This window comes from Drancourtella massiliensis (genome assembly GCF_016900655.1).
Lineage (GTDB): Bacteria > Bacillota > Clostridia > Lachnospirales > Lachnospiraceae > Sellimonas > Sellimonas catena.
Genome location: NZ_JACJKH010000018.1, coordinates 52066 through 66220 on the forward strand (window position 1 = coordinate 52066; position 14155 = coordinate 66220).

17 protein-coding genes and 1 pseudogene are annotated in these 14155 nt (G+C 42.2%); 1 reads left to right on the forward strand and 17 read right to left on the reverse strand.

Features of this window, described 5'->3' with window-relative positions; genetic code table 11:
• Window positions 1-32: 32 nt before the first annotated feature.
• Window positions 33-704 carry an FAD-dependent thymidylate synthase gene (locus H6A32_RS10620; protein WP_204864321.1) on the reverse strand — a complete coding sequence of 224 codons (672 nt, stop codon included), beginning with the start codon at window positions 702-704 and terminating at the stop codon, window positions 33-35.
• A 369-nt stretch (window positions 705-1073) separates the two neighbouring features.
• Here H6A32_RS10620 and H6A32_RS10625 point away from each other — a divergent pair, with 369 nt between their 5' ends.
• The gene (locus tag H6A32_RS10625; protein ID WP_242959027.1) at window positions 1074-1340 is read left to right on the forward strand and encodes a HipA N-terminal domain-containing protein; all 267 of its coding nucleotides are present in this window, start codon (window positions 1074-1076) and stop codon (window positions 1338-1340) included.
• Between the two features lie 151 nt (window positions 1341-1491).
• Here the strand turns inward: H6A32_RS10625 and H6A32_RS10630 are convergent, their stop codons facing one another.
• From H6A32_RS10630 to H6A32_RS10705, 16 genes and pseudogenes are all read right to left on the reverse strand, one after another.
• Complete coding sequence (locus H6A32_RS10630) at window positions 1492-1698, reverse strand: DUF6199 family natural product biosynthesis protein (RefSeq protein WP_087253274.1); 207 nt, start codon at window positions 1696-1698, stop codon at window positions 1492-1494.
• Between the two features lie 171 nt (window positions 1699-1869).
• Window positions 1870-2109: a hypothetical protein gene (locus tag H6A32_RS10635; protein ID WP_087253272.1), complete on the reverse strand. Its 240-nt coding sequence runs from the start codon at window positions 2107-2109 to the stop codon at window positions 1870-1872.
• 55 nt (window positions 2110-2164) lie between these two features.
• Window positions 2165-2851: an L-ribulose-5-phosphate 4-epimerase gene (locus H6A32_RS10640; RefSeq protein ID WP_087253270.1), complete on the reverse strand. Its 687-nt coding sequence runs from the start codon at window positions 2849-2851 to the stop codon at window positions 2165-2167.
• A gap of 173 nt (window positions 2852-3024) precedes the next feature.
• Window positions 3025-3477 carry a PTS sugar transporter subunit IIA gene (locus H6A32_RS10645; protein ID WP_087253269.1) on the reverse strand — a complete coding sequence of 151 codons (453 nt, stop codon included), beginning with the start codon at window positions 3475-3477 and terminating at the stop codon, window positions 3025-3027.
• Between the two features lie 91 nt (window positions 3478-3568).
• On the reverse strand, window positions 3569-5230 hold the full coding sequence (locus tag H6A32_RS10650) for a DUF885 family protein (protein ID WP_204864322.1): 1662 nt from the start codon (window positions 5228-5230) through the stop codon (window positions 3569-3571).
• Window positions 5231-5385: 155 nt separating this feature from the next.
• The gene (hypD, locus tag H6A32_RS10655) at window positions 5386-7764 is read right to left on the reverse strand and encodes a trans-4-hydroxy-L-proline dehydratase (protein WP_087166970.1); all 2379 of its coding nucleotides are present in this window, start codon (window positions 7762-7764) and stop codon (window positions 5386-5388) included.
• 4 nt (window positions 7765-7768) lie between these two features.
• Window positions 7769-8677, reverse strand: coding sequence for a trans-4-hydroxy-L-proline dehydratase activase (locus H6A32_RS10660; RefSeq protein ID WP_118636159.1), 909 nt, complete (start codon window positions 8675-8677; stop codon window positions 7769-7771).
• 162 nt (window positions 8678-8839) lie between these two features.
• Window positions 8840-9328 (reverse strand): hypothetical protein, encoded by a 489-nt coding sequence (locus H6A32_RS10665; protein ID WP_204864323.1) that lies wholly within the window; start codon window positions 9326-9328, stop codon window positions 8840-8842.
• 403 nt (window positions 9329-9731) lie between these two features.
• Entirely contained in the window at window positions 9732-10139 is a 408-nt protein-coding gene (locus tag H6A32_RS10670; RefSeq protein WP_346342275.1) for a HEPN domain-containing protein, read from the reverse strand.
• Window positions 10129-10470: a nucleotidyltransferase domain-containing protein gene (locus tag H6A32_RS10675; RefSeq protein WP_087253211.1), complete on the reverse strand. Its 342-nt coding sequence runs from the start codon at window positions 10468-10470 to the stop codon at window positions 10129-10131. Before H6A32_RS10675 ends, H6A32_RS10670 begins: the two co-directional genes overlap by 11 nt.
• Window positions 10471-10639: 169 nt before the next feature.
• Window positions 10640-11101 (reverse strand): annotated as a pseudogene (locus H6A32_RS17030) (lysine--tRNA ligase); the annotation flags it as partial.
• A gap of 164 nt (window positions 11102-11265) precedes the next feature.
• On the reverse strand, window positions 11266-12501 hold the full coding sequence (locus H6A32_RS10685) for a site-specific integrase (RefSeq protein ID WP_204864325.1): 1236 nt from the start codon (window positions 12499-12501) through the stop codon (window positions 11266-11268).
• Between the two features lie 40 nt (window positions 12502-12541).
• Window positions 12542-12712, reverse strand: a complete 171-nt coding sequence (locus tag H6A32_RS10690) for a hypothetical protein (RefSeq protein ID WP_164488620.1) — start codon at window positions 12710-12712, stop codon at window positions 12542-12544.
• A 100-nt stretch (window positions 12713-12812) separates the two neighbouring features.
• On the reverse strand, window positions 12813-13022 hold the full coding sequence (locus tag H6A32_RS10695; protein ID WP_087175153.1) for a DUF6462 family protein: 210 nt from the start codon (window positions 13020-13022) through the stop codon (window positions 12813-12815).
• Window positions 13023-13168: 146 nt separating this feature from the next.
• On the reverse strand, window positions 13169-13318 hold the full coding sequence (locus tag H6A32_RS10700; RefSeq protein ID WP_204864326.1) for a hypothetical protein: 150 nt from the start codon (window positions 13316-13318) through the stop codon (window positions 13169-13171).
• Window positions 13319-13689: 371 nt separating this feature from the next.
• Window positions 13690-14155: winged helix-turn-helix transcriptional regulator (locus H6A32_RS10705; RefSeq protein WP_204864327.1), on the reverse strand; the 466-nt coding region annotated here is incomplete at its 5' end.

Sequence of the window (14155 nt, forward strand, 5' to 3'; positions counted from 1 at the left end):
AGTTCAAAAGAAAACTCAGTACCTTTTCTCTTTTATTTTACCGGAAACCGCCCGCAGGACTTTTTCTCCGGACAGTAATTTAAGAATTCACATTTGGGCTTGCAATAATGATCTACAATCAGCTCCCATTCCTCTGAAAGATTCCGAAGTTCTTTCAAAATATCCCGCATCAGATCACGATATTCCCAGTATGCTCTCATACACATCCTCTGTTTGCAGATGTCCAGAAAGTTTCTCAGATTCCGCTTGTCCACAATCTTGGTTTCCATGCCAAGCGGCAGGAGCATGGCCGCATCTTCTTTTGGAATCTGACATTCCTCAATCAGAAAAGAAGCACATTTCTGGATTTCTTCCATGCAGGAACGATACCGCTCCAAAGCCAGGTCCTTGTTTTTGACAGAAGGCGGAATTACAAACTCAAAGTTCTGATAATTGATATATCTTGTACTTGCCTGCAGCCTTGTCGGAGCGCCTCCTATATGGGTATACCATTCCCGGATCACTCTGGCCGAATATCCTTCCAGAACCATTTCTATATTTACATACTCCAACACACGTCCATGGTTCGTTTTCAGACATTCCAGCCCTCTCTTATAATTTTTCTCCGGGTCCTCTATATCGCTGCCCCAGCAGATTCCCGCTCTTTTTCCCATCAAAGTAAGTGGTTTTCTCGTTGTTTCCTCCAAAAGCGTAACTTTGCCCATCGTACAGCCCTGATCTGTCCTAAACAGATTTTTTCCTTTCCTCAGTCATTATAAGTATCTTACTACAAAACCTTCGATTTTCCAAATGGTTCTCTTCAGTCAGTATAAAGAATCCCCGACATCATTTGGGAAATTCATCCAAACTCGCTGTGGAACAATACAGTATTCTGTTTGATTTTCTGAAGATCTTATAATCTTCATGTAAATGTAGGCTAAAATATTAGTCATTTCTTGCTTTTTTTAGATTTTAGGATAATATATTCGTTATGAACACCCATATTTTTTCAAAACAACCCCCACTGGAAATCGAAGGAGAACTGGAACATCTGTTTGAGGAAGTTCCATTCCTCTCCATAGAGGAGGTCGCATATGTCAAAGATTGAACGTCTTCATGTTTTCTATCATGGTCGAAAGGTCGGAACAATGATGCTTTACCGGAAACGACTGACAGCATTTGAGTATGATAATACATGGCTGATTGCCGGATTTCCGATCAGTCCGTTTTCTCTTCCGTTGGAAAAAAAATATTTCTTCCTAAAGTCGATCCATTTGAAGGACTGTTCGGTGTATTCGCAGACAGTCTTCCAGACGGATGGGGCGTCTGCTTGTAGACCGGTAATATCCATGAGCGTGTAAACGAATGTCTCGGCATTTATCTCCAAAATCCATCCTGATACACAAAAGATCCCGGCATTTCCATAGAAAAAAGGACGATTCTAGAAAGGATTGAGCGTTTTCAAAGCCTCAATCCTTTCTAGAATCGTCCTATCTCTTTAAACATCATGATTTATGCAAAACATGCTACTGAAATAATGACTGATGCAAACATAAAAAAGAGTCCGCCTATTCGCATAAATGCAATATATAAATCCGTTGGTTCTCCATTTTTCGCGGTAAAATAATGTTCCATTTTCCAAAGCAGCTTCGGATTGATTAACATAAACAATCCTAAAAGAAATAAAATGACCGGCCAAATAAGATTTATATCCTTCATTTTCTATCTCCCACAAATAATTTTATTTCGTGCACGAAAAACAGTATTTCCTCTATATCTGGAAACCTTACCATTATACAAAGGTTTACATAAAAAATTATAACGGATTTCAGCATAGCCGCAGATTCCCTGAAGAAGACCTAGCCTGCAAGATGTCACTTCCAAATACCGCTACCAGATGTTAAATGTCTTATCCGTTGTCCTGCACTGTACCTGAAGTTCATAATAATGCTGGATCAGCCGATCTTCCTTATCTCTTCGTTCCAACAGCTTTACATTGAGTACTTTTCCTTTGAAAAGTACACCTGGCCTTTTCATTCTGAAATGTCCTCTTATGTTGATCGTACCAAGAGCAAATACTGCCGCACCGATCAGTACAAGCACGATTGTCTGGAAAGTAAAAGATCCCATAGCTTTTTCTCCTTTGTCATATTTCCAAAAAGATCCTGCCCCGGCTCATTTCCTTTTAGTTCTGTCCGTAATATGCGTTTGCTCCGTGTTTTCTGTAGTAGTGTTTATCCTGAAGATCCTGCGGTGCCGGTTTTACTTCCGGATTAATCATCTCACAGCGGGCTGCCATCTTCGCCACTTCTTCCAGGACAACGGCATTGTGTACAGCCTCATGGGCATTTTTGCCCCATGTAAATGGCCCATGGTTCTTGCAGAGTACCGCCGGAACAGCCTCGTAATCTTTCTCCTTGAATGTTTCTACAATTAAAAGGCCTGTATTTTTCTCGTACTCATCAAATTCTTTTCCTTCCAGACAGCGCGCACATGGAATTTCACCATACATGTAGTCTGCATGTGTCGTTCCATAGCACGGAATTCCTCTTCCCGCCTGTGCCCAGCTTGTTGCCCACGGAGAATGGGTATGAACTACGCCTCCGATGTTCGGGAATGCTTTATAAAGCTCCAGATGTGTCGCTGTATCGGAAGAAGGGTTGTATTTTCCTTCAACTTTGTTTCCTTCCAGATCCATTACAACCATATCTTCCGGTTTCAGTTTGTCATAATCCACGCCACTTGGCTTGATTACAAAATACCCTTTTTCCCGGTCAATCGCACTTACATTCCCCCATGTGAATGTAACCAATCCATATTTCGGGAGATCCATATTTGCCTCGTAAACAATCTGTTTTAATTCTTCCAGCATTTTTTATTCCTCCGTAATCGTATATAATACTACTTTGTTAATCTCGCGGTTTGTCGATACAATCATCCCTTTTTTATAATATCGATTCCGCTTACTTTCAATTATACCATTGTATATAATTTTTTGTCATTATTTTGGGGATGAATGATCTTAAAATGAGCAGGAATCTTCCTTTAAAAGTATTTTTCCTCAAGTGCCAGAAGATCTTCCGGACCTTTTGCTTCTTTCAGTTCCTCCACAAGTTCTTCATTTGAAAGCATCTCGGCAAGTCTTGACATATTGTCCAGATGCTGATCCGTATTGCAGGAAGCAAGTGTGAAAAACAGAATGGCATCCTTATCATGGTCAGTCGGATCAAAACTTACCGGCTGATCCAGCTTCATAAAGGCAATCTCTGTCTTATGTACGCCTTCTGCAAATTCCTGCGAATGTGGCATCGCAAGCCCTGGCATGATTACAATGTAGGGACCATATTTTTCGACACATTTGATAAGGTCTTCTTTATAATTTTCCTCCACTGTTCCGTCCGCTTCCAGAACTTCACAGCTCATTCGGATTGCATCTTTCCAATCTTTTGCACTCTTTGCAAATTTATAATGTTTCTTTTCCACAAATTCTTTTAACATCTCTCTGACTCCTAGAATAATACTTTGATTTACAACCAGCTCTATTTTCTGCGTCCCTATGTAGGCGCGAGCTCATAAGTCCTGTCTCCTTTTAATTTTCCTGCAGAAGACTGGAAAAATCATGGAAATATCGTTCCCGTTCTTCGGTTGTCATCTTCACCAGTTCCTCAAAGCGATCCATGCTGATATATCCTGCCGAAAATAACAGCTCAGTATACTCTTTTTTGGAGAAACCATATACTTTCTCCCATTCACAGATTTTTTTCATACCATAGTAGTAACAGGTAAAGTATCCCGGGGAGTTCTGATGTGCCCTCACCTGACCTCTTGCTGTCACCCAGTCAAATCCAAGTTCCTTTTCATAAAGCTCAATTACTTCTTCCAACGATGCACCATAGTAAAAAAGCATTAGATCGGCACAGATCCGCACAGAAGCATGATGCCGCCGGTATGCGACAAAAAGTGGAAAAAACGGGTCTTCTGAAAAAAGATCCTGAAAGGCGCGCTCGGTTCGAAGACAGGTTCCTTCCAGAAGTGGCACCAGCTTAGCTCCAATTTTCACCGTCTCCGGTGTCTCATCAACCACAGCACGCACATACTGTACATGATGGCCCGGATATGCTTCATGAAGCGTGTTCATCCGGATCCAACCATCCGTTACATTTTTATAGTTGTATACATTCAGAAACATCTGTCCTACAAGAGGCCGGATACTGAAATCTCCACCTTCATAGCCGCCCCACGGATAAGAATCTTTACAGCACTCCGGCACCGGCAGACAGATACACTCTTCATCCTCCGGAAGCCGGACATACTCATGCGCCAGTGCCCTTGTCCGTTTTAGATACTCATTTGCACGGGCCAGCATCTCTTCCGGGGTGTCACACGGTCCTTCATATTTAAACAGGATTTCATTGATTTCCTCCATGGTAGTCGGCGCCGGTTCCGGAATATCCAGCCTTCCGGCAATATCGAATACGTCCGCCCTGGTCTTTTCAATCTCTTCCTGATACCAGGAAAGGAGCTCATCCAAAGACACACCCATCTGTTTTTGCAAGATAGTACGGTATAATTCTTCGTCCATCTTCACCGTCTGTTTCAGATCCTCTTCCTCCGTCTCCGCTGGTATCATTTTTTTACCATCCCGAAGTTTCTCTGCCATTTCTTCTAAAACAACTTCAGTCTCTGCCAGGGCCTTTTTCAGTCTTTCCAGTTGATTTTGTGAAAAGGATGAAAAAAATCTCTTCAAGTCCGTTCGGTACATCTCCACCATTCTGCTTTCTCTCATGAATTCATCTGAAAGATCTCCTTTTCTTCCCTTCTCTTTTGCCTGAATCAGTTCAAGTACACTATCCTTAGCTTCACAGATCTCGCGTAGATAGTCTAGCAGCCCCTGGCAACGTTCCTCGTCCGGATGCCGGTTCAATCGGGAAGTATTCTCGATTTCCCAGTGAATCCCAAGATGATCTGCCTCCGGATGTTCCTCTTTATCCTTCAAAGTATACTCCAGCGAATCCAGAAAGTCCTTAAAATGATGCTTTATCAAGGAGAATACCCGGTCTGGTTCCTCCAGTTCCTCCATCCTCTTTTTCAATTCCTCCACCCTGCTCCATGCCTGTCTCATGTGCTCTTCTGTTGGAAGAAATATCTTGCTTTTCTTCTGTTTGCCATCCAGCCAAAATCTGGACAGCAACGCGCAGTCTCTGTCCAGTTCCCGGTACTGTCGTCTCAGTTCTTCGTATCCCTTTGCCATCTCCGTTCGCTCCTTTTGTGTCCGATTGATCGGTTTTATGATCTTTTCTTCATCTTAGCACAGCATTTACGCTTCTTCAATACAACACAAAAAGGGACACTCTCTGAAAGTCTGCACTTTCAAAGAGTGTCCCTGATTACTTTATCTTCTGTCTCTTAGCTGAAAGACTGCTCTGTACGGTTAATGATCTCATCCTGAAGCGGTTTATCCAGGTTGCGGAAGAAATCACTGTATCCTGCAACACGAACAATCAGATCTTTATAATCCTCCGGATGTTTCTGTGCATTGATCAGAGTCTGGCGATCCACTACGTTGAACTGGATATGGTGACCATCCATCGCGAAGTAAGAACGGATCAGGTCTGCCATATGATTTAGGCCTTCTTCGCCCGCTACAACGTCCGGTGTAAACTTCTGATTCAGAAGTGTTCCGCCTGTTGCAAGATGATCCATCTTGGAGCAGGATTTAATAACTGCTGTCGGTCCGTTTGTATCTGCGGATTTTTCCGGAGAGATACCTTCGGATACCGGTTTGTGAGCTTTTCTTCCGTTCGGAGTTGCAAGGATGACATCTCCGAAGTATACATGACAGGTTGTCGGCAGCATATCGATGCGGTATTCTCCGCCTCTGATATTCGGACGTCCTGTGATGGTGCTTCTGTAAAGCTCGAAAATATCCTGCATGATATCATCTGCGTAATCATCATCATTACCATATTTCGGGCTGTTGTCATGAACCATCTTGTAGATGGAATCATATCCTTCGAAGTCATGTTCCATTGCTTCGATCAGCTCTTCCATGGTGAAGTTCTTCTTGTCGTAAACATTGTATTTGATTGCAGCAACACAGTCAGTAACTGTTCCGATACCTACACCCTGAATGTAGCTTGTGTTGTATCTTGCTCCACCTGCATTGTAGTCTTTTGCCTTGGAGATACAGTCGTTTGTTACAACAGACAGACATGGTGCCGGCATGTTTTCAGCATATAATTTTTCAATAACATTGTTTCCACGGATCTTAACATCTACGAAGTACTCAAGCTGTTTCTTAAATGCAGCCCATAATTCGTCAAATGTCTTGAAGTCTTTTGCGTATCCAAGCTGAAGACCAAGCTGCTTTTTGCTGTACTCATCGTATCCGTTGAACAGTGTCAGCTGGAAGATCTTCGGAATGTTCAGGTAACCTGTCAGGATATAAGCTTCGCTTCCCCATGCTCCGGTCTCTACACATCCTGAGGATCCACCGCGTCTTGCATCCGGCAGACTCTTTCCTGCATTAAGGAGCTCTGCAATCTGAGCCTCTGTGTTATAGAATGCCGGCTGTCCCCATCCTTCTCTGGAGATTTCACATGCTCTCTTTAAGAATTTTGCCGGTGTCTTCTTGCTGATGGTTACGTTGGAGTTCGGCTGAACCAGTCTCATCTCATCCATGCAGTCAAGGATCAGATAACTTACTTCATTGACACCGTTACGTCCATCCGGTGTTACCCCGCCTGTGTTGATATTTGCGAAATCGGTGTATGTTGCACTTTCTTTCAGTGTGATACCAACTTTTACAGGAGCCGGCTGATTGTAGAATTTTACCCACAGACATTCCAGAAGCTCTTTTGCTTTCTCATCATCCAGAATACCATCGGCAACATCTTTCTGATAATATGGATACAGATGCTGATCCAGTCTTCCCGGGCTGAAAGCATCCCAAGGATTCAGTTCTGTCGTAACTGCAAGGTGTGTAAACCAGTACAGCTGGATTGCCTGCCAGTATGTCTGCGGCTTGTGTGCCGGTACAACTTCCAGGTTTGCAGCAATCTGAAGCAGCTCTGCCTTTCTTGTCTCGTTTTCTTCTTTTTCTGCCATTTCAAGAGCAAGTTTGTGATAACGCTCTCCAAGAATAATGACAGCATCGCACGCGATGTCCATCGCTTTCAGCTCTTCTGCTTTATCCAGAGCTTCCGGATCATTGATATAATCCAGAGCATCCATTGTCTTTTTGATTTTCTCTTTATAATCCATGTATCCGGTTGTGAATACCTGCTCGCCTCCGCATGTATGTCCAGGTCCTCTCTGCTCCATGAACTCTGTGAACATACCTGCTTCATAGCAGTCATGCCATTCCGGTGTCATCTTGGAAAGAAGCTTTTCTCTCATGCTTCTTCCTGTCCAGTACGGGATGATCTCTTCTCTCTGAAGCTTCCGGTCTTCTTCTGTTGTCTTGAAGGATACCAGATCTCTTTCGCTCATGACGATCATATCCTCTTCACTGTGGCAGCAAAGTTCCGGGAATGTCGGAGATGCCTGAGGATCTTTTCCTTTTTCACCAACGATCAGTTCGCCGTCTCCAAGATATAATGTCTTCTTGGAAAAATATTCTTTCAGAGTCATCGCTCTCATAACCGGAATTGAATATTTTCCATCGTTTTCTCTGTAAAAGTCTGTCTCGATTTTTGCTCTTTCCAGGTCAATATGAACCGGAGTAGTTACACTGATCTGTCTGAGTTTCTGAATTCTTTCATTCATACCGCGAAGTTTTGCCATTTTTCTAACCTCCTATTTTGGTGTTCGTATATCCTGCATTGATAAATATAGCCGCCAGTGCTTCCATCTCTTCTTTGTCTGGTGCATGCAGGTCAGTGCCTTTATATTCCATATCCAGCTTTCTGTATTTTCCGCTTCCGGTATCGTGGTAAGGCAGCAGATTGATCTGAGCCGGATGGATATCGTGTTCCTGAAGAAACGCGATGGTTTCTTTCATGTTCTGTTCGTTTCCGTTTACCTCTTTGATGGTAGGAATCCGGATATAGATTCTGGCGCCGTCCTGAGAAAGGCGGACCAGATTTTCAAGTATCAGTTTATTGTCAACTCCGATGTACTTCTTATGAAGCTCCGGATCCATAATCTTCACATCATAAAGGAATGTATCTACATAAGGAAGAATCTTCTGAAATCTTTCATAAGGAGCATATCCGCATGTGTCGATGGTAAGCGATATTCCCTGACGGTCCAGCTCTTTGGCTGCCGCGAGGACAAAATCCATGTCCACTGACATCACTTCACCGCCCGAAAAGGTAACTCCTCCGCCGGACTGTTCGTAAAACATCTGATCCTTCATGAGTTCTTTAACCAGTTCTTTGACTGTATACTCATATCCGACGATTTCTCTTGCGGACGCCGGACAAACATCTGCGCATTTTCCGCAAAATGTACAGGACAGTGAATTCCATACCGGCTTGTGATCCTCCATATGGATCGCACCATTCGGGCAGGCCGCCGCGCAGGCTCCGCATCCTGTGCATTTTTCCCTATCCAGCTCCATCTCTCTTTCAAACCTCTGGGTCTCCGGGTTATGGCACCATACACACTTCAAAGGACATCCTTTGAAAAATACAGTTGTACGAATCCCGTCCCCATCATGAATCGAAAATTTCTGTATATTTGTGATATTTTTCATGATTCTCTCCTGTCAGTTCTCCCTCTTTGAACCTCAGTTTGAACTTTAGTCTAATCGTTAAATTAAATGTACAACAATGTTATAATTTTGTCAATAGGGAATGAAAAGAATTGATAAAAAAATAACATCTTTTACATCCAGATGCTCAAATTATCCCGTGACTTACTCCGTGGAACGTGGAATCTCGTCAATATATTCAAGATATTTCCAGACCCACTCCTCCGTATACTCCCGGGCAGCAGCTTCCAGGGCATTATTGTAATACTCCTCTTTATCTTCCTCCGGCGCAGTATAATGTTCCGATGCGTTTTTGAAAATATAGGCATCGGCGTACATCCGAAGTGTATGATCGTCCTCATACTGGTCTTCCCAGTTCACACTGTCCGCTACCGCCTGTGTGTATGCATGATTGACCTCATGCAGCAGAATCTCAAGCATTCTTTCTCTGGAATAGTACCATGCCTTGCTCGTAACGCTGATCATCTGGTCTGCTTTGGAGTAGTATCCATCTCTCTCGCTTTCCGCTTCATACTGCTCCACCTCCACCGTTGGCGGCTCAATTCCCCAGTACCGGCTTTCCAGATCAACAAGATCCTGCCACAGTTCCTTTTTCTCCCGATTGTCCAGGGTAATATAGACATCCCCTGCCACATGCTCAACATACGTCGGTTCTCATTCCATCCCCTGTCACCGTAAATTTCTGTCGACACTTCCTGTACTTTCGTTTCCGCAGGCGTTGTCCTGCTCATACCGTATCTAAGAGTACCCAGAAAGGACAAGGCTATCAGGACTGAAAAGCTTTTGTAGATGATCTTTGTCCACAGGTGGCCTATTTTCCTGCCGTGGTATTTCCGGATTACGACCTGTGTAAGCAAAGTCAGGTATGCAGCATATTCTTCTGTAAAAACAGCTTCACCAAACAACAGCCTTCGTATTTTTCTCATTTGTACTCCCTTTTCTCTCATCCTTATACACAAACAGCCATGACGGTTCTCTGGCAGTACCATCATGGCTACTTTTTTACCTCTTAGACAGAATCAGCGCAAAACTATTCTTAGATTTTGCTTCCCACATATTCCTCTACTTTCTCAATTAACTCTATCGCTGTGGCAATCTGCTCTTCTGCCTCTTCTCTCGTTGCAAGATAGAAATCATCATAATCGCTCGCATGTCGGATTTCCTCCGCCTCAGCAATTCTTCTTCCTAAAGTTCTTGGAAAGATTTCTGTCTTTATATAATTCTTATTAAAATTTGCAAGAGCGTCCTTATGTCTCTTGTAAGCATTGCCATCAAGTGCATGTATTGCTGAGATAGTATGATAAATTCCGTAGTAGGCCCTGTTGTTCGCTCCTCGGTATTCTCCCGCTTCCAGAAGTATTTTGGCCGATTTTACATCACTCTTTGCAGTTTCAATGCGATACAGAGCCAGATCCCGTTGCGATCCCTTTTCGTTATGCTGCATCAAACAGTTTTACCCCCTCCCTTTCTATATTTGTGTAAAACGGGTATACGTCCACCCACTTATTAAAATGCTCCTTATTCTTGACTATCGGCTTGATATCCAGATCATAATCCATGTTAAAATCATAGGTCATGCCCGACAATTCATGGCGGTATTTTTTTATGTCAATATCGCTCAAATCCAAAAGCACCATAATATCAATGTCCGAATTTTCCGTATAATCTCCTCTCGCATAAGAACCATATAAAATAACCGTCTTTAAATGCTCTCCATATATTTTACTGAGCAGTTCCACATACTGCTTTACCAAATCACTTGTTACTGTCGGCATATCAACACCTTCTCTCCTTAAATTCTCATAGGCTCTGACAAACCTTCTCTAACAACTACTTATATTATACTTGGTTTTGTTCTGTTTCGACAGGCTTTTTTGCTTAGTCGGTTCAAAATCCCGTGACACAGATAACACAAACAGCCATGACGGTTCTCTGGCAGTACCATCATGGCTGTGTTTTATCTTTTATTCTATTCGCTCTTAGTAAAGCTTTGCTCCTGCCGGAATCAATTCCCATCATCTTTCTCGGAGGCAGGTTGACAATCGCAATCAGTGTCTTTCCTACCAGCTCTTCCGGCTCATAGTAGTCGTGGATACCGCTTAAGATCACACGGTCTTCCCCGCTGCCGTCATCGAGAACGAACTTCAGAAGCTTCTTGCTCTTCGGCACTGCTTCACACTCTTTGACTTTTACTGCACGAAAGTCGGATTTGCTGAATGTTTCAAAATCAACCATATCTTCAAATAACGGCTCTACTTCCACGTTGGAGAAATCGATATCAACTTTCACCGGTGTAGTCTCTGCCGGTGCTGCTTCTGCTACTGATTCTGCCGCTTTTCCTGCTGTCTGAGCTGCATTGTGCGCCTCATTCTTTGCTGCGCCCTGTGCTTTCATTGTCGGGAAATATTTTATGATCTCTTCGTGATCACTCATTATCCCTTATCCCGGCTTGCAACTGATTAAGGAATTTATTCACAATCCTTCGTTATCATTCATTATTCAATTCATTTTGTTGTCATTTTGCTGTCATTCAAAACTTTTGTTGTCATTCTCGAATTTGTGAGCCCTTCTCAAAAGATATCTAATTTAGCTGCCAAATTCTCGAATGATTCTTGTTTCTTCTTTTCTGTTGCTTCAGCGTAGATGTCCAATGTAGTCTCAATATTCTTGTGACCCATAATGGACTGGATAACTTTTAAATTCGTTTCGTTTTCGCAAAGTCTGGTGCAAAAAGTGTGCCGCAAATGATGGCATGAAAAATTAGGTAGAATAATCGGATCCCTGTGTTCTTTTTTTGCCCGCACCACTTCATCAGCATTATAGTTGTTGGCAATACGTTTTATTGTGTGATTGACTGTCTGCGGATTTGGCACCGAACCAAAGCGGTTACAGAAAATAAAGCCCGTCATTCCGTCAATCTCTGTCTCATTGAATCCGTTTTCTTTTTGTTCTTCATAGAGCATTTCAAAAGCGTCTTTTACGATATCCAACATCGGTATAGTTCTGATGCCGGCATCTGTTTTCGGAAGTGAAACCCTTAAAACACATTTATTACTTCCATTCGTCGGATAATATACCAGGCTATGATTAATACTGATTACCCGATTTTCAAAGTCAATGTCTTGCCAGCGTAATCCAAGGGCTTCCCCAATCCTGCAGCCTGTTCCCAATAAGATAGTAAACATAGGCCACCAGTGATAATAAATCGGATGATTAGCAATATACTCCATAAAACATCTCTGCTGTTCAATGGTCAACGCATGTCTGACGCCTCTATTTTTCCCTGACTCTCTGCTTATTTCCTTCATTACACCGTCTGTAGGATTTTTTCTGATAATCTCATCCCTTACCGCCAACTGAAATGTAGGATGAAGCAAACAATGCACTGAATCAAGTGTTCCTAATGAAATACCCTGCTGATTAAGAAGATGATAGTAAAACTGCAAAACATCAGAATATTTTATCTCTGCAATTCTTTTCAATCCAAAAGTATCCCTCACATAGTGATCATAAGTATATAAATAAGAACTTCTTGTAGACTCTCTCAAATTGTATTTAGTAGAGATATAACGATCAAAGGTTTCATTCAGAGTAGCCTTCCCGGCCACATATATGTCCAAACCGTCCAACTGATCCTTTAACAGTTTTTCTTCCTTTTCTCTTAATTGTGTAAGATCATTTGCATAAATAAATTTTCGTCTGCCAAGCGGATCCGTATAAGTATACATATACCGCTTATCTGACGTTCTCTGCACCTCTCCTTTTCTTAACGACCTTCCCCGCAGATCTTTCCTTGTCTTTGCCATGTTATTTTCCTCCTCCCAATATGAAAGAAGGACTCACTGATTATTCCTGCTTAGAGATAAAAGCCTCCACTCCACGTAAAACAACATCTGTAGTGGTCATATTGTGTTTTTCGGCGTATGCAAGCAGCTGAGAATATAACTGGTCAGACACACGAATACTCAAGACTTTCTTCTTTGTGTTTTCAGACTTTGGTCTTCCCATCTTAGTCATAGCTACATTCATACCTCCTATAAATCATATTATACTTTTTGTATGACAAAATGTCAACAGGCAACAATCTTATCCGAGTCCTTTTTCGCACTGTAAATAATCAATATTCTCTAAATGTTTCAAGATACTTTTCAAAGATCTCACAGTTCACTAAGACAACTTTATCAATTTTATATGTCGCCTTAGCCTCTTTTGCTAATGCCTGGAATTTTGTCAATCCAAGACTGTATTTTTCAGCGCCTTCCTGATATCTCACAAACTTCTTTTCACAGCGCTTCGTTGCTTCAACATCTTTTCTCGCAAAACCCATGAATAAAAGCCCCTTTCTACAGATTAGATAGGGAATAATACTATTCCCTTCACTTTTCCATAAGAAAGAGGATTATTTCACAAGATGCCAAATTAATTATTATAATTTATTTTGAAATATTATCCCTTAACTTCCTCCAACTCCTCTCAGTTCTCCCGGACCATCTGTACCCGCTTCTTCCTGATGCCTTCCACCTCAAAAAGGTGGCCTATGTCATCTTCAATAACAGCAATAGTGTCCGTTCCAAACTGCTGCACAATCCTCTTCACAAACTTTTGCCCTATTCCCTTTATCAAGCTGCTACCCAAGAATTTCTCGATGCCATAGATGGTGGCAGGCATGGTCTATTCCCATTTTCCGCTATGAACTGCCTGCCGTATTTAGCATCTTCAGCTTCTGATAATGCGACAAATATCTGTTCAGGCATTGTGCCGTCCAGTCCGTATTCAGATTTTTCGATACCTCATCGCAAAACGGCTCAAGATAGCCCGGCGAAGGAGGATGTTATAAAGTTCGATACTTTTTTCTAATCTTGGTTTCATACTTACGTTTCTCAGCCTACAATTTCCGTATATTTCATCCCTCGTCCGCCCATTCTGATTTCATCAGAGAAAATCCAGTTGCTGCCATTCTAATAATCACATAATTGGTCAGTTAAATGCATCCATTAGTTATCTTCCTCCTCAAAAACTTCCCAATACCCTTTACGACTGGTTCCAGCCCTTTTTATCTTGTTCGCCCGTTTTAATTTTTGAACATAATATTTCACCTTACTCACTGACCAATCTAAACTTTCAGCAATCAGTGTATTGGTCATATCAGGATTTAGTTTTATCCAATTCAAAAGTTTCTGTTCCTCTTCCGTCAATCCAGTTTGGTTTGATTGGTTTGATTGGTTTGACCGACCATTCTGACCAAAGTCAAATGAATAAGCATCATTCAGCGGCACAATAATACGAAAAACATCGCCTTCCATAAACGTTGGCTCAGCCCCTGAATAGTATTTACTGTACTTGTAAAGATTTCTTTCAGATCCATCAGCGTATGATGGCGATGGAGACTCCTGATCTTGCATTCCAGTGGTTGGAATACAAAAAAGAGCATCCGAATGGCTATCAACTGTCACAGTTCTA

Excerpts from the sequence above, each read along its gene's own strand:
- H6A32_RS10620 (WP_204864321.1), bottom strand. The coding sequence starts at position 704 with ATGGGCAAAGTTACGCTTTTGGAGGAAACAACGAGAAAACCACTTACT.
- H6A32_RS10625 (WP_242959027.1), top strand. The coding sequence starts at position 1,074 with ATGTCAAAGATTGAACGTCTTCATGTTTTCTATCATGGTCGAAAGGTC.
- H6A32_RS10630 (WP_087253274.1), bottom strand. The coding sequence starts at position 1,698 with ATGAAGGATATAAATCTTATTTGGCCGGTCATTTTATTTCTTTTAGGA.
- H6A32_RS10635 (WP_087253272.1), bottom strand. The coding sequence starts at position 2,109 with ATGGGATCTTTTACTTTCCAGACAATCGTGCTTGTACTGATCGGTGCG.
- H6A32_RS10640 (WP_087253270.1), bottom strand. The coding sequence starts at position 2,851 with ATGCTGGAAGAATTAAAACAGATTGTTTACGAGGCAAATATGGATCTC.
- H6A32_RS10645 (WP_087253269.1), bottom strand. The coding sequence starts at position 3,477 with ATGTTAAAAGAATTTGTGGAAAAGAAACATTATAAATTTGCAAAGAGT.
- H6A32_RS10650 (WP_204864322.1), bottom strand. The coding sequence starts at position 5,230 with ATGGCAAAGGGATACGAAGAACTGAGACGACAGTACCGGGAACTGGAC.
- hypD (WP_087166970.1), bottom strand. The coding sequence starts at position 7,764 with ATGGCAAAACTTCGCGGTATGAATGAAAGAATTCAGAAACTCAGACAG.
- H6A32_RS10660 (WP_118636159.1), bottom strand. The coding sequence starts at position 8,677 with ATGAAAAATATCACAAATATACAGAAATTTTCGATTCATGATGGGGAC.
- H6A32_RS10670 (WP_346342275.1), bottom strand. The coding sequence starts at position 10,139 with ATGCAGCATAACGAAAAGGGATCGCAACGGGATCTGGCTCTGTATCGC.
- H6A32_RS10675 (WP_087253211.1), bottom strand. The coding sequence starts at position 10,470 with ATGCCGACAGTAACAAGTGATTTGGTAAAGCAGTATGTGGAACTGCTC.
- H6A32_RS10685 (WP_204864325.1), bottom strand. The coding sequence starts at position 12,501 with ATGGCAAAGACAAGGAAAGATCTGCGGGGAAGGTCGTTAAGAAAAGGA.
- H6A32_RS10690 (WP_164488620.1), bottom strand. The coding sequence starts at position 12,712 with ATGACTAAGATGGGAAGACCAAAGTCTGAAAACACAAAGAAGAAAGTC.
- H6A32_RS10695 (WP_087175153.1), bottom strand. The coding sequence starts at position 13,022 with ATGGGTTTTGCGAGAAAAGATGTTGAAGCAACGAAGCGCTGTGAAAAG.